The organism is Siphonobacter sp., assembly GCF_048595215.1.
Lineage (GTDB): Bacteria > Bacteroidota > Bacteroidia > Cytophagales > Spirosomataceae > Siphonobacter.
In genome coordinates this window covers 1-26,608 of record NZ_JBMDWJ010000277.1, presented here as the reverse complement: position 1 = coordinate 26,608, position 26,608 = coordinate 1, and the positions used below count along the sequence as shown (strand labels likewise).

Here is a 26,608-nt window from a genome sequence, read left to right as displayed (position 1 = left end):
GCTTTTAACGAATGCTGACGTTCAATTGACAGGAAATTTTTCGGTAATCGATGAAAACTTCATCATTCGTCAGCGAAAAATCTAAACTTTCACCAATTCAAAAAATGACCAAAATTAAAGTAGGCGTAGTTGGTACGGGCTTCATTGGACCCGCTCACATTGAGGCGTTGCGGCGTTTGCCGAATGTAGAAGTAGCCGCCCTCTGCGAAGTAACCGCTGAACTCGCCGCTACGAAAGCTGCTCAGTTGGGCATCGAGCGTTCGTATACTTTCGATGAACTGCTGAAGCAGGATGACATTCAGGTCGTGCATATCTGTACGCCTAACTTCCTTCACTATTCGCAGTCAAAAGCTGCCTTGCTGGCGGGTAAACACGTGGTTTGCGAAAAACCGTTGGCTAAAGATCTCCACGAAGCCGAAGAACTGGTAGAACTGGCGGCTCAGACGGGTCTGGTGAATGCCGTTCACTTCAACCTACGGTATTATCCCCTGGCTCGTCAGATGAAAGCCATGCACGAAAGTGGCGAACTGGGCGACGTGTATTCGGTCATGGGTTCGTACCTCCAGGACTGGCTATTCTACGAAACGGATTACAGCTGGCGTCTGGAACCCGATAAGTCGGGCAACAGCCGGGCGATTGCCGACATCGGCTCGCACTTGATGGACATCATCGAGTACATCACCGGTCTAAAAACCGTAGCGGTACTCGCTGATTTCAACATCATTCACAAAACGCGTAAGAAGCCATTGAAGCCCGTAGAAACCTACTCGGGCAAAATGTTGCAACCCGAAGATTACGCCGATGTACCCATCACGACGGAAGACCACGCTAACGTACTGCTCCGTTTCAACAATGGAAACCGCGGCGTAATTACGGTATCACAAGTGGCAGCAGGCCGGAAGAACCAGCTGAAACTCGAAATCGCCGGATCGAAAAAATCCTTTGCCTGGAATTCCGAAGCTCCTAACGAGTTATGGATTGGCAAACGCGATGGAGCCAATGAAGTACTCCTGCGGGATCCGTCGCTGGTACACCCCGACGTTCGCTCGATTATCACCTTCCCCGGTGGTCACAACGAAGGTTTCGCCGATACGTCTAAACAAATGTTCAAGGAAGTGTATGCCGCTATCGAAGCGGGTAAAATGCCGGAAAAACCAACCTTCCCGACGTTTGCCGACGGATACCGCGAGTTACTGATTTGCGAAAAAATCCTCGAATCAAACACCAAGCAAGCTTGGGTGGAAGTGTAGAGTATTTTAGAATGATGATAATATGAGTGCATAACTCATGTTATCATCATTCATTCACTCAAAACTAATTTACTATGAAAACACTAAAAGGACCGGGTATCTTCCTGGCTCAGTTTTTAGGAGATACGGAGCCATTTAATTCACTCGATAGTATCGCCCGTTACATGGCGAATTTGGGTTACAAGGGACTGCAGCTGCCCAGTGGTGATCCCCGAATGATCGACCTGAAAACCGCGGCCGAGTCGAAAACCTACTGCGATGAGTTGAAGGGCAAACTCGCCGATATTGGCGTTGAGATTACCGAATTGTCTACGCACCTGCAAGGACAGCTGGTAGCCGTACATCCTTCGTACGCTACGATGTTTTCGGGTTTTGGTCCGGCTGAGCTGGCCAACGATCCTGCAGGACAGCAGGCCTGGGCTACCGAACAAATGATTCTGGCGGCGAAAGCCAGTCAGAATCTGGGTTTAACCTCGCACGTAACGTTCTCCGGAGCTTTACTCTGGCCCTTTGTCTATCCCTGGCCCCAACGTCCGGCTGGACTCGTGGATATGGCCTTTACGGAACTGGCTAAACGCTGGACGCCCATTCTGAATGCCTTCGACGAAGCGGGCGTAAACGTGGGTTTCGAGCTGCACCCCGGGGAAGACCTCCACGATGGTATCTCCTTCGAGATGTTCCTTGAAAAAGTGAACAACCACCCACGGGCGGGCATCAACTACGATCCGAGTCACTTCCTGTTGCAACAGCTGGATTACTTGCAATTCATCGATTTCTACCACGATCGGATTTACGCTTTCCACGTGAAAGATGCCGAGTTCAATCCTACGGGTAAGCAGGGCGTGTACGGTGGCTACCAAGGTTGGGTAGATCGGGCCGGACGCTTCCGTTCACTCGGTGATGGACAGGTGGATTTCAGTGGCATCTTCAGTAAAATGGCTCAGTACGATTACGATGGCTGGGCTGTACTGGAGTGGGAGTGTGCCATCAAGCATCCCGAGCAGGGAGCCGCTGAAGGAGCCCCCTTCATTGAAAGCCATATCATTCGCGTAACCGAGCGGGCTTTTGACGATTTCGCTGGTACGGGTTCGGATGATGCGTTCAATAAAAAAGTACTGGGTTTGTCGTAAACCAAACGGCAGATCAAGGGTATAAAAAAAGAGTCCGGATTCAGTATCCGGACTCTTTTTTTAGGGAATGCCTAAGGCTTCTGCCAGGCGTTTATTTTATTTAGAATATCGTCTACCGTAATCGTTTCCATGTCGGCATTAACGGCCGTTAGCGACTCGGCTTTTTTTCCGACCGGACCCCAGCGACCCGCGTCCTTGGTTTTAATATCCGTGTACAGACCCAGGGTAAAGATACCCGCCGCCGCCGCAATGTGTACGGGACCCGTACTACAGGCAATGAGACCGTCGGCTTTGCTGATGAAGGTAATGAACTGACTCAAGGGAAGTTTTCCACTAATGTCGGTAATCAGGCCTTCGTGCTGCTGTACCCAGGGCAGGAGTTCTTCGTGCTCTTTTTGTGAGCCACTGATAAAGACTTTGAAGCGATTCTGGTCAATCCGGTGAACGAGTTTCGAGTAATTGTCCAGACTCCATTCCTTACTGTTTTTGTGCGATTTGGGATGAATAATCAGATTAAATTTATTGGGCGATAGCAGGGCTTCAAACGTAGGATTGAGCGGTTGAAACCGACTGAGGCCGTAATAATCCGAAACTTCATTCCAGGAAAGGTCCCGTTTAATATTGAGGCCCTGGAGCAATTTTACGTTTAACTGAGCCTCGTGTAAACCGGAGTTTTTCCGGCTGAGTGGTACGAGCGTATTACAGGTAAACCAGTGATACACCCGGTTGGTGGTACCGATTCGTTTCTTGATCCCGGCTCGTTTCAGTTGCCAAGCCACCGTACTTAAATCCTTCAGGTGAATGGCTACATCAATCTTTTCGGCGGCCAGCATCGTATTAATTTCTTCCACACTTTTCCCCTGCCAGTCATCAAAATTGACAAAACCATCAATGTGCTGACTAGCCTGAGCGATGTCTCGGGTATACGTACGTCCTAAAACGGAAATTTTACAGGTTGGAAAGTATTCCTTGATTAAACCACAAACCGGCATCGCCAAAACCATATCTCCCACGGCATCGGTACGACAAATTAAAACATGCTTGTTATGAAGATTATTTTTAGACGATGGCATACGGTAATCAAAGAGTTAATACATCACGCATCGGAGGATCAGAACCACGAAATTACTGCCCGCTAGGGATAATACGGGACTTGGATGCGTTGATTGCGGAATACAAACGTAAACATTCCCCCCTCCATCTGGTTCCAATTAAAGAATTTTAATAGAAAATAGAGAGGTCATTAAAACGCCTGTAAAGATAGCCCTTGAAGAGGATTAGTCGTACGTTTCTACTTTAGGAAGTAGGGATTCTTTGGATAAGAAGACCATTTTCGAAAATACTGAGACGAAAAAAACGTACGTCGAATAAAATGGCCTTATGGTCGGAAGGGGGAGTAATTGCAAGTACGCATGCGTGTAGGTAGTAAACGATTGGATTTCAAGGCGTAAAGGGCTTTTTAGATAAGAAACAAACTCCGTTCGTACCGAAGAAAATGTCGCTTTCCCGGCAGGCAATCGCGTTTTTGCCACTAGCTTTGTCCGGCATCGACGCGGGCGGAGAGGAGTATACGCATCTTTCTTTCAGTGGTCGGTAAGCAAACCATTGCATTTCAACTAGTTAACCTCAGATTCATGAAGAAGACATTAATTGGCATTCTGTCGCTGATGACCGTTGCTTGTCTTGCCCAATCTCCCAACAAGCTTTCCAAAGCAGAAAAAAAAACAGGGTTTAAATTACTTTTTGACGGAAAAACAACCAACGGCTGGCATACGTATAACAGTCAGGGTGTGGGTACTGCCTGGAAAGTGGAAGATGGAGCCCTGAAGCTGGATGCCGAGGCTCGCAAATCCGGAGCAATTGCCGGAGATATTGTAACGGACGCTGAATTCACCGATTTTGAATTAAAGTACGATTCCAAGATTGCTGAAAATGGCAACAGTGGGGTAATGTTTCATGTCGTGGAAAGCAAGAAGTACCGCTACCCCTGGCTGACGGGGCCCGAAATTCAGGTGATCGACAATGAGCGGCATTCCGACAGCAAGCTCGAAAACCACCGGGCGGGTAGTCTGTACGATCTGATTCCGGCTCAACCCCAGAATGCGAATCCCGCCGGACAGTGGAATTCCATGCGGGTAGTACTGGATCAGGGCAAATTCACGATCTATCAAAATGACGTGAAAGTGGTGGAAACGGACATGAGCACACCTCAGTTTGCGGAAATGGTCGCTAAGTCAAAGTTCAAGTCTATGCCCGATTTCGCCAAAGCCGCTACGGGACGTTTTAGTTTGCAAGACCACGGCGATACCGTGTGGTTCCGTAACATCAAGATTCGCGAAATCAAACACTAGAAATGGGATGTCTGCCGAATCCAATCATCGGTCTGAGTGGAATACTCCAACCAATGGAGAAATCCTTTCGCTGACGGTCCAGGCTTACGAATACAAAACACGCTCGCACAATGGGCGTGTTTTTTTATGGAAACTGATTACTGTACGCTCGCCAACTCACAAAAGTCAGTGCAAGTAAAGCAGGCGTACCCTTGTTTTGTTAATGATTTAGTGCATTCAGGCCATACCTTGAATGTGCTCAGAAAACCATTCAAGAATTATGTATCAGGACCGAATCTTACGCCGGGAACTCATCGATAAAATAGTAACAGCCGATCAGGCAGCCGCCCTCATTAAAGACCAGATGGTCGTAGGATCGAGCGGTTTTACTAAAGCCGGTGATAGCAAGGCCGTACTGCCCGCTTTGGCCAGTCGGGCTCAGGCTGAACCTCTGCATATTACCTTACTCACGGGAGCTTCGCTGGGCCACAATACCGATGCGGCTCTAACAACCAGCCACGTACTTAGCCGACGGATGCCTTTCCAGGTGGATCCGGTATTGCGGAAGAGTATTAATGCGGGGGAAGTCATGTTCATTGACCATCACCTCTACGAAACCGTTGAACAACTCCAGAACAAACACCTGCCACCGGTAGACATTGCCGTGATTGAAGTAACTAAGATTGAGGAAGATGGAAGTTTGGTGCCTACCACATCCGTGGGGAACTCGGCTCACTTTGCGGCTCTGGCTCAGCAGGTAATCGTGGAAGTAAATCTTTCGATGCCACTGGGCTTATCGGGGCTTCACGACATATTTCTAACGGGAGGCTATCCTGAACGTTCCATTATTCCGATTACCTCGCCTTCTTCCCGAATCGGTCGTACCTCCATTCCCGTTGATCCCGAGAAAATCGTAGCGATTGTCATCACCAACATTCCGGATAGTCCGGCGACGGTGGTACCACCCGATGTGAAGACGACGGCCATTGCCGAGTACTTACTGGATTTCTTTAAAAATGAAGTCAAGCAGGGACGGCTCAAGAAGTCGCTTTTACCCTTGCAGGCGGGTATCGGAAAAGTGGCTAATGCCGTAATGTCCGGATTTTTGAAGAGTGATTACGAAAACCTGACCATGTACTCGGAGGTATTGCAGGACAGTACCTTCGAATTGATTGATGCGGGCAAGATGACCTACGCTTCCGCGTCGTCCATTACGGTTTCGGAAGAATGGTATCACCGGATTATGAATAACCTGAACCTGTACCGCGATAAAGTCGTCCTCCGGCCGCAGAATATCAGTAACGCCCCCGAAGTCATTCGTCGCATGGGCGTGATTGGCATCAATACGGCCATCGAGTTTGACATCTACGGAAACGTCAACTCTACGCATTTGAGTGGTACGCACATGATGAATGGGATTGGCGGTTCCGGCGATTTTGCCCGCAATGCCTTCCTGAGCATTTTTGTGACGCAGGCTGCCTCGAAGGAAAATGCCATTTCACACGTGGTACCGATGGCTTCGCACGTGGATCATACCGAGCATGACGTTGATATTCTGGTAACGGATCAGGGACTCGCTGATTTACGCGGACTGGCCCCTCGGGAGCGGGCGAAAGTGATTATTGCCAATTGCGTACATCCGGACTACCGCGACGAATTGCAGTCGTACTACGAGCGGGCCTGTCAGCGGGGCGGACATACGCCGCACGTGCTGGAAGAAGCCTTTAGCTGGCATTCGCGACTGGCGGCTACTGGTAGCATGAAAAAATCGGTGACGGAGTGGAGTTACTAACGAAAAAGGGGAGCCGATCAGCTCCCCTTTTCGTTCAATAGGAACGCTTTTGTGAAAAGCTCATTCCTAAAAAAAGCAAGTATGCCACGGCTACAATCCCTAATCCGCAAGCTTCGCGGGCTAATTCCTGATTGGGCGTTTTCATCGTCAGCCCTTCTCCTTCGGAAAAGAACCCTTCCCAAGCCGTCATCTGCGACCAGGAGCTAATGGCCCAGGCCGCCGACCAGATCAGTAAAACTAGGAGCATTTCGCGGTTGAACTTTCCCTGAAAAGCTCGAAAAGCGGCATACGCCGCAATGAGATAAATGGTGCCCCAGAGCAGGGGATCGGGGTCGTTGTATTGCCAGCCAGCAAACAGCACGAAAACGGGAACCAGTAGTAAAGCCAGGTATTTCATCGGAAATCAGAAAAAGAGCTATTTACAGAACGTTGCAACGGCATCGGCCGCTTCGGCATACCCTAGTTTTTTAGCTTGCTGAAAGCTCAGACAGGCCGCTTCCCGATTACCCACCAGATTCTGGGCCAATCCCATATTGTAGAAGGCTTTCGGAAAATCGGAACGTAGACCAACCGCCTGCTCGTAATCACGGATGGCCGAGGGGTAGTTTTTCTGTTCCAGGTACAGATTCCCCCGAACGAAATAAGTTTCCGCGTTTTTGGGAGCTAGCTGTACTGCTTTGTCGAAGTCGGGCGTGGCTTTCTGGGGAAGCTTTAGCTCGGCGTATACAAAACCACGATTGAGATAAATTTCGGCGGAATCAGGAGCCAGCGTTGCCGCTTTACTAAAATCCTTGATTGCCGACTCAAAATCATTCTGGGCAATCCGGAGTTTAGCCCGATTAAAATAGGGGAGATACAGCGATGAATCGGCCTTCATGGCCTGTTCGTAATCGAGCAGTGCATTGGAGTAATCTTTGAGCTGGTAGTAAGCCACGCCCCGGGCATTTAGAGCCTGTGCGTTGTCTGCATCGGCTGATACGGCCTCATTTAGGGCAGTAATAGCCTCGTTTATTTTATTTTCGCCCAATAATTTTCGGCCTTCTTCTAAATGTTTATTCGAAGAATTACAGCTTGACAGCCAGAGAGATAGGCCTAGTAATAGAGCGGATACCGGAAGCGTACGAAACTTTTTCATCCTGCAAAGTTACGCTGAGACTTGACTTCGGCACAAAATAAAACCATCTTTGCAGCGGCAAATCAGGCCAGCTCCTGCTGAATCCCCCAGGTCTTGACCGAAGCAAGGGTAGGCGGTTGTAGCGGTTCGTGGTTTGCCATTTTTTTTTGCCCTTACTAGCCTTTGCATAGATATACGCTAAAGGTCGATCCTTTTCCAGGCACGCTTTTTACTTCAATGGTGCCCCCGTGTAATTCCGCTACTTTTTTGCAAATGGTTAATCCAATCCCTGTACCGACGTATTCACTACGGGTATGCAGGCGTTGAAAGAGCTGGAAAATCCGGTCTTTGTATTGCTCATCGAAACCAATGCCGTTGTCTTCTACGGTGATACACACGCAACGATTGTCGTAAAGTACCTTCGACGGTAAATGCTCGGGCGTGTGGGCGTAAATACGAATCTGTGGCGTACGGTCTTCCGGAACGAATTTCAGGGCATTGGAAACGAGATTCTGAAACAGTTGGTGCAGTTGCTGACTATTACCCGCCACCGGCGGTAAAGGACCCAGATCAATTTGGGCATTGCTGGACTGGATCACTGAATCCAAGTCTTCCAGTACATCGGTAAAAACTTCCGTTAGCGATACTACTTGAAAAGGCTGCGGTTGGGTATTTAGTCGCGAGTAAGTAAGCAGGTCTTTGATGAGGCCGTGCATCCGTTCGGCGGAACTGTGCATCCGTTCAAGCAGGCTGGTCACGTCGGGTTTCAAATCTGCCGCATGGTGAACGCGAAGCATAGTACTAAACGACTGAATTTTGCGTAAGGGTTCCTGCAAATCGTGCGAAGCCACGTACGCAAACTGAGCCAATTCTTCGTTACTGCGGTTCAGCTCAATTACTTTTGATTCCAGTTCCTGCTGGTATTCTTCGAGTTTCTGCTGGGTATGCTTCAGAGCTTCGTTGGCCTGTAGCGTCTTTTCGATGGTTTTCTGAGCGTGTATATCCACGAAAAAACCTGACCAGTGCGTCAGCATTTTCTTCTCATCAAACATCGGAGCAAAAGAAGCCATGTGCCAGCGGTACTGCTGCGTTTGGGCTTCGGGAATACGTACTTCAAACTGAAAAGGCTGGAGTTTTTTCAAAACATCCATCCAAAAAGCAGATTGAGCGGCGGGGTCTTCTGCGTGAAAAAGTCCTTGCCAGTGTCGGTCATTGATCATTTGGATGGTCATGCCCGTATACGTGACCAGCCGTTCATTCGCGTATAGTAACTTGCCCTGCGGATTGACGGTACAGATAAGCAGTGGGAGCGAATCCGTCAGGGTACGGTAGCGGTTTTCGCTTTCCTTGAGGCGATCCGCCAGGGCGTGCAGCTGTCGGTTTTTACGCTTGATTTCCTCGTACGGCGACAGGGCCAGTTCATTCTGAAAGAGGGACTTCCACTGATTGATTTTTACCTCCGTAATCCGGTTAGACGGGAAAATCCGGAAATACAGGGTAATCTGGGTATTCTCACTTGTGGTATTGACCTGAAACGAATCCACCAATTTTTGGGCATAGTGTAAGCCGAATTGATGTTCGTCCAGGCCGTGCTCGGGCCGATCATTCAGTAAGGCTACTAGGTTCCATTCCTGAGCTTTCGGGTTATCTAGACCCAGAATCAGCGAAGCACCCATGCCCCGATCAATGGCCGTTCTAGAAACTTCTGAGACGGCTGTAGCAAATGTCGTTTGAGAGGCCAGGGACATACCCGTCAGCTCCGCCAGTTTCATGGTATGCTTGTGGGCCAGGATGAGATCCATTTCGGTGTCCAGCGTGACTTTGGCTATCTCGTGCATAATCATTAATTGAAACGGCAGACTACTATCGACATATCGTCCGTCTTACGGGCGTAATCTTTGTACAAGGCAGCAGCCAGAATAGATAAATCGTACTTGGTAATGTTAGGATATTTATAGGTTTCCCAGCGGGAGCGAATGCCGTCCGAACATAAAATCAGGTATTGTCCGGCTTCCATTACCAGGCTCTGTTCGTTCAGGGACGTTGGGATATTCATCCCAATGATGCCATTATACGAAAAATGTCTTTTAGAGAAATTAGCTCCTTTCAGCGTAGTCGAAATATTACCAACGCCGCACAATTGCCAGGTACGAGTCTTGGCATCAAAGAAGGCTAGCGTACCTACCAGGCCGCGGGTTTTCTTTACCGCCCGGTGTAAGAGTCGGATCAGCTCCGAAGGGCGAGCTTCTGTACTGGTTTTTAGGGCTTCAATGGCGGTTTGAACGGCCAGAGCAGCCTCCGGACCGTGGCCGAGACCATCACCGAGAAAAAGCTTTACCTGCTCCGGAGCGATTTTTGCAAAAAAGCCATCGCCGCTTTGCGTTTCCCCGGGTTTAGGTACGACAATCGAACGGATGTCCAACCTGGATAGTCGACGCGGTGGAACTACCTTGTAAATGCGAGACAGAATAATGGTACCCCAGTCCGGCTGGGAATAAATCTGAAAGGTATCCGAAAGACGTTTAATCGAACCCAGACCGTGGCCCAGAGTCTGGGTCGTGGACATGCCATCTTCTAGCATTCGGGTCGGGTCAGCAATGCCGGGGCCCTGATCGATACTGATGAGTTCAATACCACTTTGATTCGCTTCGTTGAAGGATCGGACCAGAATTTCGCCCCCAGTAGCGTGTTTGATGAGATTAGAGGCCAATTCGGCTACGATCAGATCAATTTCCGCTAGCCGATGCGTAGGAAATTCCAGCTGATTAGCCATACTGTGAATTTCCCGTTTCAGAAGAGCCAGATAACTTCGATCTGTAGCCGCAAAACTTCGATGATTATCCATTCTTCCATTTAATAACGGTCACGGTCGTTCCTTCTCCAATTGCACTTTTAATCGAGAATTCACTCATGAGCCGTTTCGTACCCGGAAGGCCCAATCCTAGGCTTCTGCCCGTGGAAAAGCCGTCCTGCATAGCTTTATTAAGATCAGCAATGCCGGGACCACGATCGCTAAAAGTGAGCCGTATGCCGTTTTCGCGGCCACGACTGATGACTTCAATGAGTACTTCTCCGCCCTTAGCGTAGCGTAGCATGTTGCGTACCAGCTCGCTGGTTCCAGTAATCAGTTTTGTTTGATTGACCAGACCCATGCCGATTTTGGTAGCGTATTCTTTTACCCGGTTTCGTAAAATCACGACATCCTGATCTTTCTGTATGAAGAGGCGATCTCTATTCAGGGTTATCATCTTCGTCTTCCTCTTCGTCCGGATCGGAAGCCAGCCGCGATTGCAATAAAATCATTCCTCGCTCCACATTCAGGGCCGTAAACACGCCATTGAGTGGCAAACCCAGTTCAACCAGCGTAATCGCCACGGCTGGCTGCATGCCCACGACAACGGTTTCGGCATCCAGAATTTTCGACATGGTAGCGATGTTACCCAAAATTCGGCCCATGAACGAATCCACGATCGATACTGCTGAGATATCAATCAGTACCCCCCGAGCTCCGGTTTTATGAATCATCTGTACCAAGTCCGTTTCCAGATTCAAGGCAATCCGATCGTACAAATCAATCTGAATGGTCACCAGTAGAAACTGGCCCATTTTGAGAATCGGAATACGGTCCATTCCTTACGCTTTTTTATCCTTTCTAACTTTGATCACTTCCAGTTGTAACATCGTAAAGGCCTGCCGCAGGGCACTAGCCAGCGTGGCTTTGGTAATGATGGAAGAAAGATCAATACCGAGGTGTACAATGGTCTGGGCAATTTCGGGACGAATACCACTAATAATACACTCAGCTCCCATCAGACGCGTAGCACTAACGGTTTTTATTAAATGTTGAGCGACCAGTGAGTCGACTGCCGGAACGCCAGATATATCCAGAATAGCAATGCTGCTTTCGGAATTGACAATTTCAACGAGCAGGTTTTCCATCACAATCTGCGTGCGGGCACTGTCGAGGGTACCGATGATTGGCAGAGCAATGATGCCATCCCAAACCCGAATGATAGGGGTTGAGATTTCAGCAATTTCATCCGTCTGACGAAGAATGACTTCTTCCCGTCCTTGAATAAACGTTTCGAACGTAACGATTCCCAGGCTGTCGATGAGCTTGCTAACTTCGAGTAATTCCTGATTAAGAAGTGCCAAATCAGTAATATTCGTCCGTAAAACGGAAAAGATGGCGTCCTTCAGACTAAAGATGAATACCGCCGTTTCGCGGGGCGTATAGCCCTGACGAGCCCGGGATAATGAAATACCCGCCAGAATTTCAAAGACGGGCTCAAAGTCCTGGGATTCAACTTGTGTACTATTGGCTTCGGTAAGGGTATGCAGTAACGCGTCAATCAATTCGATGGATTGCACACGTAAATCTTCGTTGGACATCAGATCTTCCCGTAACGTGGGATCTTCCATCTGATTTTCCATCCATAGCTCTATTATTTGCTCCTTTTGCGACTGGAGCATTTTAATAGTACTTGCTTTCATAATGTTCAAAATTCTGAATTTAAGGGTGTAAAGAAGACAACCGTTGCAGAGCCTTTTAGGTTTTGAAATAAATCGGGATGCCGGAAGCGTAAGTTAAGTAAACTTTGGTCGATTGCGGATGAAGAGCAAAGTATTCAACTAAAAAACCCCGCTTCGCTAACGAAAACGGGGTTTTATCTACTAATGATGTATCGGTACTAGTTACGGTAGAGTACTGATTTCACTGCTGAAACGACTCGCTTTGCGTTAGGAAGAACTTCTTCAATCAGCGTAGGAGCGTAGGGCAGGGGAACGTCGCGGCTCGTTACGCGGGCAACGGGAGCGTCGAGGTAATCGAACGCGTAGCGTTGCAGGTGATAAGCTACTTCGGCCGAAATGGAAGCCAGCGGAGCCGCTTCTTCGACGACGACGCAACGGTTGGTTTTCTTGATCGATTTCACTAAAGTGCCGTAATCGATCGGACGAACCGAACGAAGGTCAATCAGTTCCACGGAAATACCTTCTTTCTGTAATTCTTCGATGGCTGGCATCACGATCCGGGGGATCACTTTACCAAAGCTGACGATGGTTACGTCGGTTCCTTCCCGTTTCACGTCGGCTACGCCAATGGGGATCAGATATTCGCCATCGGGTACCTGGCCTTTGTCGCCGTACATCTGCTCCGATTCCATGAAAATGACCGGATCATTGTCACGAATAGCCGACTTCAACAACCCTTTGGCATCCGCAGGATTGGAAGGAATCACCACTTTCAGACCCGGCGTATTGGCGTACCAGCTCTCGAAGTTCGACGAGTGCTGGGCTGCCAGCTGACCGGCGTTACCGGTAGGACCACGGAATACGATCGGAGCATTGTACTGACCGCCAGACATTTCGTAAATCTTGGCTGCCGAGTTGATCACCTGATCAATGGCTACCAGCGAAAAGTTAAACGTCATGAACTCAATGATCGGACGCAGGCCATTGGCCGCCGCCCCTACGCCGATACCGGCAAAGCCTAACTCGGCAATGGGTGTATCGATTACGCGTTCCGGTCCGAATTCGTCAAGCATCCCTTGAGATACCTTGTACGCACCATTGTATTCAGCAACTTCTTCGCCCATCAAAAAAACGCGGGGATCACGTCGCATTTCCTCGCTCATGGCTTCGCGGAGAGCCTCCCGAAATTGTAATTCTCTCATGTTCAGAGTTTCTGTCGTATGTCCAGCTTGAATGTCTTCGTAAAGACCTTCAAAATTAGGAATGGATCAGCAATTGACAAGGTTTCTGCCCCATGATTCCCCATTTATCGTTAAACTTTTACTGGGAGTCCCGTCTAAATTTCTGGGAAAAGCAGTCTTACGACTAAAAAATAGGGAATAAAAAGGGAGGTCGGTAAAATAAATTTTTTTAAAATATAACTATTGCATTATAAAGTAATATTAAACATTGACAATTTTGATTTTTTTTTGTTACTTTGAGAAGAGATTTTGGTAGAATTTTATGCTTACGTTTTTAAGTCGGCTAAGCTTTTCTAACCGGGCGATGCGGTGACTTGAAACAAATTACCCCCCTCCATTGAACTGAAAACGGGATGAACGAGCCGCCGTTCGACCCTTTGAGTGCCTCGGTAAGTTTCTGTTGATCAGGTCTTGCCAACGTTGCGTATTCGGTCTCACGAATACGCAGAAGAGTTAGACTTCGTAGTCAGTGAGTTGGATCCAGAATTAAAGCTGGAAAAGCCAATGAGCTGATTAGGACTGTCGACTGAATTATTGGCCATTTCAAGTTTCATAGTTCAATCATTTTAATCCGGAACGTTATGACTTTGGAAGAATTTCTCCAGAGCGAAGAGTGCGTGCTGATGTTGATTTTTCAACAATACAGCCCCTCGGTAAGCCAGGCTGAACGAGTGCTGGAAAGCTTCGTGAGTCAGCACCCTAAAGACGCTCGTTTGCTGCGAGTAGCTTGTGGCACAGAAGATGAATTATTTAAGCGGTATAAAATTCGCTCGAACCCAACGGTGTTGGGCTTGCGGAAGGGTCGGGAAATCTGGCGGCATGAAGGATGTGCCGATGCCCAGACGATGGATCAGGTAGAATCTCGTTTGGTAGGGAATCACGCCTAACTGGTCGAACAACCCAAAGTTTACGTACTTTTGCGGACAGAGCAATTGTCTAGTACATGGTACCCATTCGGTCAGTTTTAGCAAAGCCCGTCGCGGCCTGGGTTATATCAAAGCGTCGTCAGTGGGAACGTAAACCCGCTGAAACGCAGCAGTTTTGGTTAAATAAATTACTGGATTCCGCCCGGAACACCGAGTTTGGGCGGAATCACTTTTTTAAAGACATTCACTCCCACGCTGACTTTCAGCAGGCTGTACCCATTCGGGACTACGAAGCTCTGAAACCTTACGTAGAGAAAGTAACCCACGGCGAGCCGGATATTCTCTGGCCGGGCAAGCCCCTGTACTTTGCTAAAACTTCGGGTACTACGTCGGGAATCAAATACATACCCTTATCTAAAGAATCCATTGGTTTTCACATCAATGGTGCTCGGGATGCTCTGTTAAGCTACATCCACGAAACAGGACGCTCGGAGTTTTTGGATAAAAAACTCATCTTTCTCTCGGGAAGTCCGGAGATGACGATCAAACATGGGATTCACGTGGGTCGCCTTTCTGGTATTTCTAATCACCACGTTCCGGGTTATTTGCGGACGAATCAGCTGCCCAGCTGGGAAACCAATTGTATTGACGACTGGGAAACCAAGCTCGACCGGATCATTGACGAGACCATTCACCAGCCCATGTCACTCATCTCGGGCATTCCGCCCTGGGTGCAGATGTACTTTGATCGGATTCAAGCCCGTACGGGTAAGAAAATCAAGGATGTGTTTCCGGACTTTCAGCTCTTTGTGTACGGCGGCGTCAATTTCGAGCCGTACCGGGCGAAACTTTACGATTCCATCGGTAAGAAAATCGATTCCATTGAGACGTACCCGGCTTCGGAAGGCTTCATTGCCTATCAGGATAGTCAGGTGAATCCGGGTTTACTGATGTTACTAAATCAGGGTATTTTCTATGAGTTTATACCGGTGGAGGAATTTTTCACGGAGAACCCCCGTCGCCTGAGCATTGGCGAAGTGGAAGTAGGCAAGAACTACGCCGTCATCATGAATACCAACGCCGGCCTTTGGGGGTATAACATTGGGGATACGGTGAAGTTCGTTTCGAAAGATCCGTATCGGATTATCGTGACGGGACGGATCAAACACTTCATTTCAGCATTTGGCGAGCACGTGATTGGTGAGGAAGTTGAAAAAGCGATGGCCTACGCCGTGAGTCGTCAGCCCGAAACGCAAGTGGTCGAATTTACGGTAGCTCCGCAGGTAGCCCCTCCCGAAGGCGGTTTGCCGTACCACGAGTGGCTGATTGAGTTTGCTAATCCACCGCATGATCTGGAGCAGTTCCGCCAGGATCTCGATACTAACCTGACCAAACTCAATGTCTATTACGACGATCTAATCAGCGGAAGTATTCTACAGCGTCTTCAATTGACGTCCTTACGTCGGGGAGCCTTTATTGAGTTTATGAAAAGCCAGGGCAAGTTGGGTGGACAGAATAAAGTACCCCGTCTGGCGAATGACCGCATGGTTGCGGATCAGCTCAAGCAATTAATATAAATCTAGTAAAGCCCCCTTTTTAAAGAGTACCCATTCGTATGCAAAAACGGAATATTGCCATTCTGGGCTCAACTGGCTCCATTGGTACGCAGGCCCTGGACGTCGTGCGGAGTCACCCGGAAGCTTTTCAGGTAGAAGTTTTATCCGCCCAGAATAACGCATCCTTACTCATTGAACAGGCGGCTGAGTTCAAGCCGAATGTCGTGGTAATTGGGAATGAAGACCTTTTTCCAACAGTTCAGTCTGCCCTGGAATCACTGGATATAAAAGTCTACTGCGGGATTCAGGCCCTGGCCAGCGTGGTACAGATGGAAAGTATTGATCTAGTACTGACGTCCATGGTAGGATACGCCGGCTTGTTACCCACGCTGAAAGCCATCGAAGCCGGGAAGTCCATCGCTTTGGCGAATAAAGAAACACTGGTCGTGGCGGGGGAGTTGGTTACGGAAGCCGCCCGGAAAAAAGGCGTCAATATTTACCCCGTCGATTCCGAGCATTCGGCCATTTTTCAGTGTCTGGTTGGGGAGTTTCATAACCCCATCGAGAAGATCATTCTGACCGCTTCGGGTGGACCTTTTCGCGGAAAGGACCGGGAGTTTCTGAAAACCGTTACCAAAGCTCAGGCTCTGAAACACCCCAACTGGGTGATGGGAGCCAAGATTACGATCGACTCCGCCAGTCTGATGAACAAAGGCCTGGAAGTCATTGAAGCGAAGTGGCTGTTTGGCCTCGAAGCTCCGCAGATCGAGGTAGTCGTGCATCCGCAAAGCATCATTCATTCCCTCGTTCAGTTCGAAGACGGTTCCATGAAGGCTCAGATGGGTTTGCCCGATATGCGGTTGCCTATTCAGTTTGCCCTGGGCTATCCCAACCGGATGCCTTCGGATTTTCCCCGCTTCAACTTCATGGATTATCCGACCCTCAGTTTTGAACAACCGGATGCCAAGACCTTCCGCAATCTGGCCCTGGCTTACGCCGCTCTCGAACGGGGGGGGAATGCCTGCTGTATTCTGAATGCGGCCAATGAAGTAGCGGTAGCCGAGTTTCTGAACGATCGGATTGGGTTTCTGGAAATGTCGGATCTGATTGGCGAGTGCCTGGAAAAGGTGTCGTATCAGGCGAATCCCAGCTACGAAGATTACGTGCAGACGGATACGGAAACGCGTCGTTTAGCGGCTGAATTACTAAAATCACACTCTCTATACTAATTAACTGTATTGTTGAATGAAACGCTACGCCCTGGCCCTTGACCTGGTAGACGATCCCGCTTTGATTGCTGAATACGAACAATACCACGAAACCATCTGGCCGGAAATTAAGGAGAGTATCCTCGGGCAGGAAGTATCGGCCATGGAAATTTACCGGACGGGTAATCGCCTGTTCATGATTATGGAAGTGACGGATCAATTTTCCTTTGAAGCGAAAGCTGCCGCCGACGCCGCCAATCCGAAAGTACAGGAATGGGAACAACTGATGTGGAAATACCAGCAGGCCATTCCCTCCGCCCAACCCGGTGAAAAATGGGTACTGATGAAAAAAATATTTGCATTATAAGTGTTGATGACCGAAGCAGACGATACGTATCAAACCATAGAGGCTCCGGCGGAAGGCCTGTTCAAGGACAAAGGCAGTAAATTCATCGGTTACGCCTACCCGTTGGCAAACGAAGAGGAAGTTAAACAGTACATAGCTGAATTGCGGGAGCTACATCCCAAAGCCCGCCATTATTGCTGGGCCTATCGGTTGAGTCCAGACCGGACGGTCTTTCGCGTCAATGATGATGGGGAACCTTCCGGATCGGCGGGGAAGCCCATTCTGAATACGCTTTTATCGAATAATCTGACCAATATTTTAGTAGTGGTGGTTCGTTATTTCGGCGGTACGCTATTGGGTGTACCGGGCTTAATTAACGCCTACAAACAGGCTACACAGGAGGCCATTCATGAGGCTACACTGGTCGAGAAAACGGTCAATGAAGTATATCGCATTGACTTCGATTATCTGCAAATGAACGATGTCATGAAGGTCATGAAAGATGACAACGTACGCATTTTGAATCAGCAATTCGATAATCAGTGTAGTTTGGAGTTTATGGTTCGGAAAGCACTGGTAGAGACGATGGTTGGAAAGTTGGAGAAAACGAGTGGCGTAAGCGTAAGGTGGATTGCTACCGTTTAACCTTTAAGTAAAGTACAGCTATTTATTTTTAAAGTATATTTGAAGGAGTAATCTACCTGACTTTATACGACCGTGTCCCCCTTTAACAGTATTTTTGCCTTATCTTCTTTGGGGATTGTGCTGGGAATCCTATTGTTTATCCAGCGATCTTCCGTTTTAGTTCCTGCCCAAGTAAAATACGTAACCATCGAAGGATTAAGAGGTTATCTGGCCTTCTTTGTCTTTTTACATCATGCCACATTCTGGTACGTGTATCTGCATACTGGAAAATGGGCCGTACCGGATTCCGATTTATATATTCAGCTTGGGAAGATCAGCGTCGTCGTGTTCTTCATGATTACGGGCTTTTTATTCTTTCTTAAGCTCAGTGAATCCCGGGAAAAACCAATTCATTGGCCGGCCTTTTTCGTTTCCCGATTCTTTAGATTAGCCCCGCTATATGCGTTTACAATGGCCGTAATGGTAGGCATCGTTGCCGTTAGGTCTGACTTTACATTACGCGAAAGTCCCTCCTTAATTGCTACAGAAATTTTACAGTGGCTCGGTTTTTCGATCTATGGTATTCCCAACATCAATGGTGTAGAAAATACCTTTTTAATCACTGCGGGTGTTACTTGGTCATTGGTATACGAGTGGTTGTTTTACTTTTCTTTACCGCTCATCGGCGTTGTTTTTTATCGTACGAGAATACACCCCGTTTTATTTTTTATACTACTCGGGATTGTCGTTTCTATCTTCTATAATAACCTCATTTTTAACTATTACTTACTGACCTTTCTAGCGGGAGGGTTGGCCGTCTATTTGATCCGTATTCCCCGGCTGGTCGCTCTGTCCTCAAGCCAACCAGCCTCTTTCCTAATCCTGATTTGTCTAACGCTTTTGGTGTATCCATTCAAAGGCAACGACAGCATGGAAATTGTGTGTACAACGATTGTTTTTACGAGTATTGCGGCGGGCAACTCGCTTTGGGGTATACTCAAAGCCACTACTTCCCGGCTGTTAGGGCAGGTTACCTACAGTATTTATCTGTTACACGGGATTGTGCTGTACACTGTTTTTATGTTTGTCATCGGGGAAGAGAAGGCTCCGCAGCTCAGTGTAATCGAGTTCTGGCTAGTTGTTACAGGAGCAAGTGTTCTTTTAATCGCCATCAGCTTTCTATCCTATCGATACATCGAACAACCAGGGACGCGATTAGCTACCAAGATCAATGGCCGCTTTTTCTTTCATAGGAAGACTAAGAATTCTAATAACATATAACTATACTGAGAAAAAAAGTACCTATTTTGAGAAAATAATCCACATGCTGAGGCGAATAAGCCCTGGTGTTTCTTTCTTGTTTTTGATATAATGACTTGAATGTCAGTAAATTGGTAAAAAATAAAATGCACTAAGTGTTTGGCATAACTCTTTTACTTTTTATATCCGTAAACCGAATGTGATAAAACGAAAAACGAAGCACTTATTTAACTGAGAAAATCCCTGAGGAATTTCAAAAAGTTTAAATAAGGCGATCTCGTCACTCCATCGAAGAAGTAAAATAGTTTAAGATGGAATGAATACTGGAACCCCTTCGTATTGATCACGAAATACACAAGAGATTAGGTTTGAGTACTTGTTATTTCGACTCCTGAGAGTAAAGCAATAGAAGAAAGGAATACCGGAGAAGCATGCTTCCAGTCGTAAAGGAAAAGATGAGTCACGATTGAAGTGCTCTAGATACTTTTCCAAGCGTTAGGTTTTTTTGAGAAGTGGCCAGTGATAACTGACCACTTTTCCCTTTTTAGAGCTATTGCAAAGCTTGATAGGTAAGCCAAGCTGCTACGTAAGCAATACCCGTCATGTACGCAAACTGAACCGCGGGGTAAAACCAGGACTTCGTTTCGCGGTAGGTAGTGGCCAGTGTACTGATGCACATCATGGCAAATACGTAAAAAATCAACAGCGAAAAGGCTACTGCCGGCGTAAAGCGAGGTTCGCCCGTTTCGGGATTAATCTCCGTACGCATTTTATCTTTCACTGTGTTGGTATCGTCATCACCGCCCAGACTATAAATCGTTGACATCGTTCCAACGAATACTTCCCGGGCGGCAAAGGAGGTCAGTAACGCAATACCAATTTTCCAGTCGTAACCCAAGGGGCGAATCACCGGCTCGATCCAGTGACCGAAACGGCCCGCGTACGAAGCTTCGAGCTGGGCTGACGAGACGGCGTTGTTCAGCTCCTGCTCCGACAACGTTGGGTTTTCAGTCTTTACCTTTTCTTCGGCTTTCTCAAAGGAGTCGCCCGGACCATAACTGGCCAGTACCCAGAGTACAATGGAAATGGCAACGATTACTTTACCAGCCTCCAAAACGAAGGCTTTCACAGCATTGTAAACCGATAGAGCCACGTGATCGAGACGAGGTAACTGAAAGACGGGCATTTCCATGATAAAGAAGCTCCGTTCTTTTACCTTCAGAATCTTTTTCATCACCCAGGCTGACAGCAACGCCGAGACAAACCCGAGCAGGTACAGGGCCATCAAAGCAAAACCTTGTAGGTTGAAAATACCCAGAATGGTTCGATCCGGTACTACTAAGCCAATCATGATGGTAAAGATGGGCAGACGGGCCGAGCAACTCATCAGGGGCGTTACCATGATCGTGATGAGCCGATCTTTCCAGCTCTGAATGGTCCGCGTACCCATGATGGCGGGTACGGCACAAGCTACGCTCGAAATCAACGGTACTACGCTTCGTCCGTTCAAGCCGACACTTCGCATGAGCTTGTCCATCAACACCATCACGCGAGCCATGTAGCCGGATTCTTCCAATAAGGAAATAAATACGAACAGAAAGGCGATTTGTGGAATGAACACGACCACCCCGCCAATCCCGGCCAGTAATCCGTCCGTAAGCAGGCTGGTGAGCATACCGTCGGGCAGCACGGATTTTACCCATTCATTGAGGGATGCCATGCCGGTATCAATCCAGTCCATCGGGTATTCGGCCAGCGAAAAGATGGATTGAAAAATTAGAAATAGAATACCGAAAAAGACCGCGTATCCCCAGACGGGATGCAGTAAGATTTTATCCAGCTTGGTGGTGAACGTTTCCTGAAGTTCACCGTCTTTTTTACGAACGGCGGCATCGGCGATCTTACCCAATAGAGCGTACCGATCGACCGTTTCTTTCGCCTGGAAATCCGTATGCTGAAAGCTGTGTCGCTGGGTAATGTCCTGTAATTGAGAGCGGTGTTCCAGCGTAAGAAAGCGTAATTTTTCAGCCTGTCCAGCCATCAGCATGGCTAGATAGCTGTTGTTGACACCGAATTTTTCTTTGACTTCTTCCAGAAAGCCCTTGGACACACTCTCGAATTGCATGGTAGGCTTGGGCCGTTCCGCGTGTTCGAGCAATTCGCCCTTGATGGTAAACTTAAGGTTATCCAGTCCTTCGGCTGATTTCGCGTTAATGAGCACGACCGGAACACCCAGACGAGTCGATAAAAGTTCCGGATCGAGCGTCAATCCGTGAGCTTCCGCCACGTCCACCATGTTCAAAGCCAGGATGGTATGAAAGCCCAGATCGGCCACCTGACTGAACAAAAGCAGGTTACGCTTCAAGTTAGAGGCGTCGGCTACCACTACGACTACATCGGGATAATCTTTGCTGGAAGGGTTGGCCAGTACATCCAATACGACCTGTTCATCGAGCGACTTTGGGTACAAACTATACGTACCGGGTAGATCGACCACCGTAGCGTCGGTGTTTTTATCCAGACGCGTCAGGCCTGCTTTCCGATCAACGGTTACGCCCGGAAAGTTTCCGGTTTTTTGCCGGAGGCCGGTTAAGGCATTGAAAAGGGTAGTTTTGCCGCAGTTCGGATTGCCGACTAACGCAATGATGGGGGTATCTGCCATTACTTACTAATCAAAGCTCGGGAAAGAGTTACTGTAATTCCACGACCGCAGCTTCATCAAGCCGCAGTGAAAGAATATAATCGCCGACCTGCAGACAAATCGGATCGCCCAAGGGAGCAATGGCCGTCAGCCGGATTTCCGTACCGGGCAGGCATCCCATCTCCAACAGTTTCAAAGCCAGAATCGTATCTTTAAACCCGGCAATGATTCCTTTTTCACCGATTCGTAGCTGGGATAAATTCCGTTGCGACATAGTTTTTACTTCCTTCCGAAAACTGTACTACTATTTGGATTCATTCTAAACGAGTGTCAAAAATAGAAAATAGTTCCCAACCCGAATCAGATTTTTTCACATTCGCTTCATTTTGGAGTAAAGTCAGACCCTACTGATCGAAAGGCAATGCTTCCTGCCAAACAAGGCCAACAATCCCGACAGTTTTATAAAAAATACAACCAACCAGCCGAATTGTACCGTACCTTTGCGGGAAAGTACAGGAAGGTAAAAGGCGGCTGAAACCGGAGGCATTTGCCAATCCTTTTGGCTGAACGAGTGAAACCAGTATGCGGGAAGTTAACGCTCTGATAGCGAAAGAAATACGTCTTGAATGGAGGCAACGAAACGCCCTTAACGGGATGTTGTTATATTTGGTGAGTACTATTTTTGTGTGCTACCTCAGCTTTCGTTTGAAGTCCAATCGGCTGGAACCGATTACCTGGAATACCCTCTTCTGGATCATTCAGTTGTTTACCGCCGTGAGTGCCATTGCCAAGAGCTTTACGCAGGAACGGGCCGGACGACTGCTCTACTACTACACGCTGGCGAGTCCGGTCGGAATCATCCTTTCCAAGATGATTTACAATACGGTGCTGATGCTGGGTTTGTCCGTACTGGGCTTCGGCATTTATGCGTTTGTGATGGGGAACCCGGTAGGGGATGTCGGGATGTATCTGGTGGCGATTGTACTCGGAGCTTTGGGGTTTGCCGGAACGCTAACGATGGTGGCCGGTATTGCCAGCAAAGCCGAGAATTCGCCAACGCTGATGTCCGTGTTGAGTTTTCCCATAATCCTTCCCATGTTACTGATGTTGCTGAAGCTCTCCAAGAATGCCCTCGATGGGCTCGACTGGGGTTCCAGCAGCGATGAAATACTCACCTTATTGGCACTAAACGGCATTGTCTGGGTACTGTCCCTGATACTGTTTCCGTTTATCTGGAAAAGCTGAGTAATGTTTTAGTATTCTAATCATTGACGGATCACGATGGCCTGGTGGAAGTACCTTTGTATGTTATTGCTTTTTTACGTGTATACGGGAGGTCTGCTGCTGCCCATTCCGCACCAGCCGATTCTTTACGAAACCGCCCGTAACCTTTATTTTCACGTACCGCTGTGGTTTGCGATGATTCTGCTGCTGGTCCTGTCGGTCTGGTATGCCATCAAGTACCTGCGGAAAGGGGCGATCGACGATGATATTCAGTCGGTGGAGCTGGCCAATACGGGATTGATCTTTGGAATCTTGGGTTTCATTACGGGAGCCATCTGGGGAAATTATACCTGGGGTAGTCCGCTACCGCAGGACCCGAAGTTGCTTTCCACCGAAATTGCCATGCTGATTTACCTGGCGTATTGGGTGTTACGGGGCTCTTTCCGTGACGAACAACAACGGGCCCGGATTTCGGCGGTTTACAACATTTTTGCCTTTGCTGCCTTTATTCCGCTGACGATCATTCTGCCGCGACTGGCTTCTAATTCACTCCATCCCGGCAATGGTAGTAACCCCGGTTTCAAGATTTACGATTCCGATCATAAAATGAAGCTGGTCTTTTACCCGGCCGTGATCGGGATGATCCTGCTTGGGTACTGGATTTCGTCCCTGCGGATTCGCTACCGTCGTCTGAACGAAATTGTAGAAAATAAGTAAGCAAAGTCATTGTAGGTACCAGTGATTTGAACTCATTTTGTACCGTTAAAAAGTTAATGGGTTATCTGGAATTGCATGCATTACCCCAAGACAGAATGCGTGATCTAATGCCCCCCTCATTCATGAAAAAAGCAGGATTATTTTTATTGTTAAGCCTCTTGTCGGGCAACCTTTTTGCTCAGCAGGATGTTGAAATGGCCGATACCATGCGTTCCAACGGAAAAATCTTCGTGGTAGTGGCCGTGATTGCAGTCGTACTCATCGGGTTGATTCTGTACCTGCTGAACCTGGATCGGAAGCTTTCCCGTCTGGAGAAAGAGATTAAACATTAGTCGTACCTCTCATTGCTTGCAAACCGCAACGTTATCCTTTCGAGCAAACAAATGAAAAAAATACACCTCTTAGGTATTGCCGTGATTGCTGCGGCTATTTTCATTCTTCTCTCTACCGCTGGCGATGCCAGTACGTACGTTGATTTCGCCAAAGCCGAATCCATGGCTAAGGAAGGCAACGAAAGTAAAGTACACGTGGTAGGTAATCTGAAAAAAGATCCTTCCGGTAAAATTCTGGATATGGAGTACAATCCAGCCGTAAATGCGAACCTGCTGACGTTCTCGCTGGTGGATGATCTGGGTGTAGAGCGTACCGTTATTTACCACGAACCCAAACCCCAGGATATTGAAAAGTCCGAGAAAGTAGTGGTCGTGGGTCGGATGCAAAACGGTGTCTTTGCCTGCGATCAGGTATTGTTGAAATGCCCCTCCAAATACAACGATGCCAAAGCCCCAACGGCGATGAAATAAATTGGTGAGTGCCTGTAGGAATCCATCGTTTTTTTAGGCACTCATTCACGCATTCTATCCTAACATTTATGCATTACTGGATTGGAAATACGGGCCACTTAGCCATTCTGACTTCGTTTATCACGGCGTTGGTAGCAACGTTTGCCTACGTAAAAGCTTCCCAGGATACCCTGGAGGCCAGCTCCTGGCAGCGGTTTGCCCGCTACTCCTTCTATGCCCATGCAGTAGCCGTAGTGACGGTGGTCGTCAGTCTGTACTGGATCATCTATAACCACTACTATGAGTACCACTACGCCTGGGATAACTCCTCGCGTTCGTTGCCGGCTTATTACGTGATATCCAGTTTCTGGCAGGATCAGGAGGGAAGTTTTCTACTCTGGATTTTCTGGCTGGCGATGATTGGCATGACGCTGATTGCGTATTTCGGTAAAAGCAAAAACGAAGGGAAAGTACGCTTTGAAGCCCCAACCATGGCCGTATTCGGTCTGGTACAGGCCTTCCTTTGTTCCATGATTCTGGGTGTAGTCATTCCGGGACTGGAGATGAAAATTGGTTCATCACCCTTCCTTCTTTTACGCGAAGCTCACCCCGAATGGCCGGTTTGGGCCTTGAAACCCAATTTTATTCCGGAAGATGGCAACGGCTTGAATCCCCTGCTTCAGAACCCCTGGATGGTGATTCACCCGCCGACTTTGTTCCTGGGATATGCCCTGACGCTGGTTCCGTTTGCCTTCTGTATCGCCGGATTATGGCGAAGAGAGTATAAAAGCTGGATCAAACCGGCTTTGCCCTGGACGGCTTTGGGTTCCCTGATTTTAGGCGTGGGTATCATGATGGGAGCCATCTGGGCCTACGAAACGCTGAACTTTGGCGGTTACTGGAACTGGGATCCCGTGGAAAATGGCATCTATGTACCCTGGCTGGTACTGGTGGCAGCTCTGCACACCTTGATCATTTATCAGACTAACAAGAGTACGCTTAAGATTTCCAGCATTCTGATTATAGCCCAGTTTATCCTGATTCTGTATGCGACGTTTATGACGCGGAGTGGTATTCTGGGAAATGCCTCGGTTCACTCCTTTACGGATTTAGGACTTTCGGGTCAGTTATTGATTTACCTGTTGACGTTTACGGTGGGGGCCATTGCCTTACTGGCCTGGCGTTGGAAGGATATACCGAGTTCTGATAAGGAAATCTCTACGTATAGCCGTGAATTCTGGATTTTCTGTGGGGCTACGGTGATCTGTCTGGCCGCGTTTCAGGTCATTGCGACGACGTCCATTCCCGTGTATAATGCCCTGGTCGCCAACTTCGGAATCAAATCAAATTTAGCTCTGCCTGCTGATCAGGTGAAGCACTATACGGATTTCCAGCTTTGGTTCTTCGTGGTTATCGTTATTCTGAACGCCATCGGTCAGTACTTCTGGTGGGGTAAAGTGAAAACGGAACAGAAGGCCGCCGCGGTTGAAAACGAGGTACTCGTGACCCGAGGTATGAGCTTCAATCTGGGACCTTGGGAGGTATTCTCAACACCCCTGATGATTACGCTGATGCTGACGGCCATTCTACTCGTTGCGATGCAGATGGGAGCTTGGAACTGGGTATACATCGTCTTATTACTGGCGGCGGTATTCTCGCTGGTGATCAACTTCTCGACTATACTGACGGTTCTGAAGGGCAAATGGCAGCTTTCGGGTGGAGCCGTATCACACATTGGCGTAGCTCTGATGCTGGTTGGTATTTTGTTCTCTTCGGGTTATTCAAAGATCGTATCCCAGAATAAATCAGGTTTGATCATCTTCAATAGTAAGGAAGTTGATACGAAAGAAAACGTAGAAAACCAGTTACTCTGGATGAATCAGCCGCAACAACTGGATAAGTACTTAGTGACGTACAAAGGACAATTTATTGAAGCTCGCGACGTACCCGGTTATCTACCCAAAGCTTCCGTGGAGCTGATTGAGAACGATTTCCACGCCGTAGCAAAACAAGATATTGTGAAGGATGGGAAAACGTACCATAAGAAAGGCGAT

At 48.1% G+C, this 26,608-nt stretch carries 26 protein-coding genes; 15 read left to right on the top strand and 11 right to left on the bottom strand.

Annotation, left to right across the window (positions count from 1 at the left end; translation table 11 throughout):
- Positions 1-104 precede the first annotated feature (104 nt).
- Together ACOJTG_RS17430 and ACOJTG_RS17425 are read left to right on the top strand one after the other, a co-directional pair.
- Positions 105-1,250, top strand: a complete 1,146-nt coding sequence (locus tag ACOJTG_RS17430; RefSeq protein ID WP_094812575.1) for a Gfo/Idh/MocA family protein — start codon at positions 105-107, stop codon at positions 1,248-1,250.
- Between the two features lie 74 nt (positions 1,251-1,324).
- Positions 1,325-2,380 (top strand): sugar phosphate isomerase/epimerase family protein, encoded by a 1,056-nt coding sequence (locus ACOJTG_RS17425; RefSeq protein ID WP_104710171.1) that lies wholly within the window; start codon positions 1,325-1,327, stop codon positions 2,378-2,380.
- Between the two features lie 71 nt (positions 2,381-2,451).
- Here ACOJTG_RS17425 and ACOJTG_RS17420 read toward each other — a convergent pair whose 3' ends face one another.
- Positions 2,452-3,453: a glycosyltransferase family 9 protein gene (locus tag ACOJTG_RS17420; protein ID WP_420154991.1), complete on the bottom strand. Its 1,002-nt coding sequence runs from the start codon at positions 3,451-3,453 to the stop codon at positions 2,452-2,454.
- Between the two features lie 561 nt (positions 3,454-4,014).
- Between ACOJTG_RS17420 and ACOJTG_RS17415 the strand changes: the two genes are divergently transcribed.
- Both ACOJTG_RS17415 and ACOJTG_RS17410 read left to right on the top strand, forming a co-directional pair.
- Positions 4,015-4,731, top strand: coding sequence for a 3-keto-disaccharide hydrolase (locus tag ACOJTG_RS17415; RefSeq protein WP_420154990.1), 717 nt, complete (start codon positions 4,015-4,017; stop codon positions 4,729-4,731).
- A gap of 259 nt (positions 4,732-4,990) precedes the next feature.
- Entirely contained in the window at positions 4,991-6,502 is a 1,512-nt protein-coding gene (locus ACOJTG_RS17410; protein WP_420154989.1) for an acetyl-CoA hydrolase/transferase family protein, read from the top strand.
- A gap of 34 nt (positions 6,503-6,536) precedes the next feature.
- On the opposite strand, the gene ACOJTG_RS17405 is transcribed toward ACOJTG_RS17410, so the two are convergent.
- The 8 genes from ACOJTG_RS17405 to ACOJTG_RS17370 all read right to left on the bottom strand — a co-directional run bounded on the left by ACOJTG_RS17405 (position 6,537) and on the right by ACOJTG_RS17370 (position 13,297).
- Positions 6,537-6,899, bottom strand: coding sequence for a transmembrane 220 family protein (locus ACOJTG_RS17405; RefSeq protein ID WP_420154988.1), 363 nt, complete (start codon positions 6,897-6,899; stop codon positions 6,537-6,539).
- Positions 6,900-6,917: 18 nt separating this feature from the next.
- Positions 6,918-7,637 (bottom strand): tetratricopeptide repeat protein, encoded by a 720-nt coding sequence (locus ACOJTG_RS17400; protein WP_094811374.1) that lies wholly within the window; start codon positions 7,635-7,637, stop codon positions 6,918-6,920.
- 155 nt (positions 7,638-7,792) lie between these two features.
- Positions 7,793-9,454 carry a sensor histidine kinase gene (locus tag ACOJTG_RS17395; protein WP_420154987.1) on the bottom strand — a complete coding sequence of 554 codons (1,662 nt, stop codon included), beginning with the start codon at positions 9,452-9,454 and terminating at the stop codon, positions 7,793-7,795.
- 5 nt (positions 9,455-9,459) lie between these two features.
- Positions 9,460-10,461 (bottom strand): ATP-binding SpoIIE family protein phosphatase, encoded by a 1,002-nt coding sequence (locus ACOJTG_RS17390; protein ID WP_420154986.1) that lies wholly within the window; start codon positions 10,459-10,461, stop codon positions 9,460-9,462.
- On the bottom strand, positions 10,454-10,864 hold the full coding sequence (locus ACOJTG_RS17385; protein WP_420154985.1) for an anti-sigma regulatory factor: 411 nt from the start codon (positions 10,862-10,864) through the stop codon (positions 10,454-10,456). The genes ACOJTG_RS17390 and ACOJTG_RS17385 overlap by 8 nt, the downstream gene beginning before the upstream one ends.
- The gene (locus tag ACOJTG_RS17380; RefSeq protein ID WP_104710189.1) at positions 10,848-11,246 is read right to left on the bottom strand and encodes an STAS domain-containing protein; all 399 of its coding nucleotides are present in this window, start codon (positions 11,244-11,246) and stop codon (positions 10,848-10,850) included. Before ACOJTG_RS17380 ends, ACOJTG_RS17385 begins: the two co-directional genes overlap by 17 nt.
- Before the next feature lie 3 nt (positions 11,247-11,249).
- Positions 11,250-12,110, bottom strand: a complete 861-nt coding sequence (locus ACOJTG_RS17375) for an STAS domain-containing protein (RefSeq protein WP_420154984.1) — start codon at positions 12,108-12,110, stop codon at positions 11,250-11,252.
- A 197-nt stretch (positions 12,111-12,307) separates the two neighbouring features.
- A complete protein-coding gene (locus ACOJTG_RS17370) occupies positions 12,308-13,297 on the bottom strand; it encodes a pyruvate dehydrogenase complex E1 component subunit beta (RefSeq protein WP_262509714.1) in 990 nt (329 codons plus the stop codon).
- Between the two features lie 614 nt (positions 13,298-13,911).
- Between ACOJTG_RS17370 and ACOJTG_RS17365 the strand changes: the two genes are divergently transcribed.
- From ACOJTG_RS17365 to ACOJTG_RS17340, 6 genes are all read left to right on the top strand, one after another.
- Positions 13,912-14,217 carry a thioredoxin family protein gene (locus ACOJTG_RS17365; RefSeq protein ID WP_420154983.1) on the top strand — a complete coding sequence of 102 codons (306 nt, stop codon included), beginning with the start codon at positions 13,912-13,914 and terminating at the stop codon, positions 14,215-14,217.
- A 56-nt stretch (positions 14,218-14,273) separates the two neighbouring features.
- Positions 14,274-15,773 carry a GH3 auxin-responsive promoter family protein gene (locus tag ACOJTG_RS17360; protein WP_420154982.1) on the top strand — a complete coding sequence of 500 codons (1,500 nt, stop codon included), beginning with the start codon at positions 14,274-14,276 and terminating at the stop codon, positions 15,771-15,773.
- 38 nt (positions 15,774-15,811) lie between these two features.
- Complete coding sequence (locus tag ACOJTG_RS17355) at positions 15,812-16,981, top strand: 1-deoxy-D-xylulose-5-phosphate reductoisomerase (protein WP_420154981.1); 1,170 nt, start codon at positions 15,812-15,814, stop codon at positions 16,979-16,981.
- A gap of 16 nt (positions 16,982-16,997) precedes the next feature.
- Complete coding sequence (locus ACOJTG_RS17350; protein WP_420154980.1) at positions 16,998-17,327, top strand: L-rhamnose mutarotase; 330 nt, start codon at positions 16,998-17,000, stop codon at positions 17,325-17,327.
- Between the two features lie 6 nt (positions 17,328-17,333).
- Positions 17,334-17,951, top strand: coding sequence for an IMPACT family protein (locus ACOJTG_RS17345; protein WP_420154979.1), 618 nt, complete (start codon positions 17,334-17,336; stop codon positions 17,949-17,951).
- Between the two features lie 72 nt (positions 17,952-18,023).
- On the top strand, positions 18,024-19,211 hold the full coding sequence (locus tag ACOJTG_RS17340) for an acyltransferase family protein (RefSeq protein WP_420154978.1): 1,188 nt from the start codon (positions 18,024-18,026) through the stop codon (positions 19,209-19,211).
- 529 nt (positions 19,212-19,740) lie between these two features.
- On the opposite strand, the gene feoB is transcribed toward ACOJTG_RS17340, so the two are convergent.
- Together feoB and ACOJTG_RS17330 are read right to left on the bottom strand one after the other, a co-directional pair.
- Positions 19,741-21,852 (bottom strand): ferrous iron transport protein B, encoded by a 2,112-nt coding sequence (feoB, locus tag ACOJTG_RS17335; protein ID WP_420154977.1) that lies wholly within the window; start codon positions 21,850-21,852, stop codon positions 19,741-19,743.
- Between the two features lie 28 nt (positions 21,853-21,880).
- Positions 21,881-22,105: a FeoA family protein gene (locus tag ACOJTG_RS17330; protein WP_094811348.1), complete on the bottom strand. Its 225-nt coding sequence runs from the start codon at positions 22,103-22,105 to the stop codon at positions 21,881-21,883.
- Between the two features lie 308 nt (positions 22,106-22,413).
- Between ACOJTG_RS17330 and ACOJTG_RS17325 the strand changes: the two genes are divergently transcribed.
- The 5 genes from ACOJTG_RS17325 to ccsA (ACOJTG_RS17305) all read left to right on the top strand — a co-directional run.
- Entirely contained in the window at positions 22,414-23,076 is a 663-nt protein-coding gene (locus ACOJTG_RS17325; protein WP_420154976.1) for a heme exporter protein CcmB, read from the top strand.
- A 60-nt stretch (positions 23,077-23,136) separates the two neighbouring features.
- Complete coding sequence (gene ccsA, locus ACOJTG_RS17320) at positions 23,137-23,772, top strand: cytochrome c biogenesis protein CcsA (protein ID WP_420154975.1); 636 nt, start codon at positions 23,137-23,139, stop codon at positions 23,770-23,772.
- Positions 23,773-23,894: 122 nt separating this feature from the next.
- Positions 23,895-24,104 carry a CcmD family protein gene (locus tag ACOJTG_RS17315; RefSeq protein WP_094811378.1) on the top strand — a complete coding sequence of 70 codons (210 nt, stop codon included), beginning with the start codon at positions 23,895-23,897 and terminating at the stop codon, positions 24,102-24,104.
- 51 nt (positions 24,105-24,155) lie between these two features.
- Positions 24,156-24,575, top strand: a complete 420-nt coding sequence (locus tag ACOJTG_RS17310; protein ID WP_094811342.1) for a cytochrome c maturation protein CcmE — start codon at positions 24,156-24,158, stop codon at positions 24,573-24,575.
- A 68-nt stretch (positions 24,576-24,643) separates the two neighbouring features.
- A partial coding sequence (gene ccsA / locus ACOJTG_RS17305; RefSeq protein ID WP_420154974.1) for a cytochrome c biogenesis protein CcsA occupies positions 24,644-26,608 on the top strand: 1,965 nt, incomplete at its 3' end.

What these genes read in the sequence shown, in the direction of transcription:
- ACOJTG_RS17430 (WP_094812575.1), top strand. Translation starts at nt 105, where the DNA reads ATGACCAAAATTAAAGTAGGCGTAGTTGGTACGGGCTTCATTGGACCC.
- ACOJTG_RS17425 (WP_104710171.1), top strand. Translation starts at nt 1,325, where the DNA reads ATGAAAACACTAAAAGGACCGGGTATCTTCCTGGCTCAGTTTTTAGGA.
- ACOJTG_RS17420 (WP_420154991.1), bottom strand. Translation starts at nt 3,453, where the DNA reads ATGCCATCGTCTAAAAATAATCTTCATAACAAGCATGTTTTAATTTGT.
- ACOJTG_RS17415 (WP_420154990.1), top strand. Translation starts at nt 4,015, where the DNA reads ATGAAGAAGACATTAATTGGCATTCTGTCGCTGATGACCGTTGCTTGT.
- ACOJTG_RS17410 (WP_420154989.1), top strand. Translation starts at nt 4,991, where the DNA reads ATGTATCAGGACCGAATCTTACGCCGGGAACTCATCGATAAAATAGTA.
- ACOJTG_RS17405 (WP_420154988.1), bottom strand. Translation starts at nt 6,899, where the DNA reads ATGAAATACCTGGCTTTACTACTGGTTCCCGTTTTCGTGCTGTTTGCT.
- ACOJTG_RS17400 (WP_094811374.1), bottom strand. Translation starts at nt 7,637, where the DNA reads ATGAAAAAGTTTCGTACGCTTCCGGTATCCGCTCTATTACTAGGCCTA.
- ACOJTG_RS17395 (WP_420154987.1), bottom strand. Translation starts at nt 9,454, where the DNA reads ATGCACGAGATAGCCAAAGTCACGCTGGACACCGAAATGGATCTCATC.
- ACOJTG_RS17390 (WP_420154986.1), bottom strand. Translation starts at nt 10,461, where the DNA reads ATGGATAATCATCGAAGTTTTGCGGCTACAGATCGAAGTTATCTGGCT.
- ACOJTG_RS17385 (WP_420154985.1), bottom strand. Translation starts at nt 10,864, where the DNA reads ATGATAACCCTGAATAGAGATCGCCTCTTCATACAGAAAGATCAGGAT.
- ACOJTG_RS17380 (WP_104710189.1), bottom strand. Translation starts at nt 11,246, where the DNA reads ATGGACCGTATTCCGATTCTCAAAATGGGCCAGTTTCTACTGGTGACC.
- ACOJTG_RS17375 (WP_420154984.1), bottom strand. Translation starts at nt 12,110, where the DNA reads ATGAAAGCAAGTACTATTAAAATGCTCCAGTCGCAAAAGGAGCAAATA.
- ACOJTG_RS17365 (WP_420154983.1), top strand. Translation starts at nt 13,912, where the DNA reads ATGACTTTGGAAGAATTTCTCCAGAGCGAAGAGTGCGTGCTGATGTTG.
- ACOJTG_RS17360 (WP_420154982.1), top strand. Translation starts at nt 14,274, where the DNA reads ATGGTACCCATTCGGTCAGTTTTAGCAAAGCCCGTCGCGGCCTGGGTT.
- ACOJTG_RS17355 (WP_420154981.1), top strand. Translation starts at nt 15,812, where the DNA reads ATGCAAAAACGGAATATTGCCATTCTGGGCTCAACTGGCTCCATTGGT.
- ACOJTG_RS17350 (WP_420154980.1), top strand. Translation starts at nt 16,998, where the DNA reads ATGAAACGCTACGCCCTGGCCCTTGACCTGGTAGACGATCCCGCTTTG.
- ACOJTG_RS17345 (WP_420154979.1), top strand. Translation starts at nt 17,334, where the DNA reads ATGACCGAAGCAGACGATACGTATCAAACCATAGAGGCTCCGGCGGAA.
- feoB (WP_420154977.1), bottom strand. Translation starts at nt 21,852, where the DNA reads ATGGCAGATACCCCCATCATTGCGTTAGTCGGCAATCCGAACTGCGGC.
- ACOJTG_RS17330 (WP_094811348.1), bottom strand. Translation starts at nt 22,105, where the DNA reads ATGTCGCAACGGAATTTATCCCAGCTACGAATCGGTGAAAAAGGAATC.
- ACOJTG_RS17325 (WP_420154976.1), top strand. Translation starts at nt 22,414, where the DNA reads ATGCGGGAAGTTAACGCTCTGATAGCGAAAGAAATACGTCTTGAATGG.
- ccsA (WP_420154975.1), top strand. Translation starts at nt 23,137, where the DNA reads ATGTTATTGCTTTTTTACGTGTATACGGGAGGTCTGCTGCTGCCCATT.
- ACOJTG_RS17315 (WP_094811378.1), top strand. Translation starts at nt 23,895, where the DNA reads ATGAAAAAAGCAGGATTATTTTTATTGTTAAGCCTCTTGTCGGGCAAC.
- ACOJTG_RS17310 (WP_094811342.1), top strand. Translation starts at nt 24,156, where the DNA reads ATGAAAAAAATACACCTCTTAGGTATTGCCGTGATTGCTGCGGCTATT.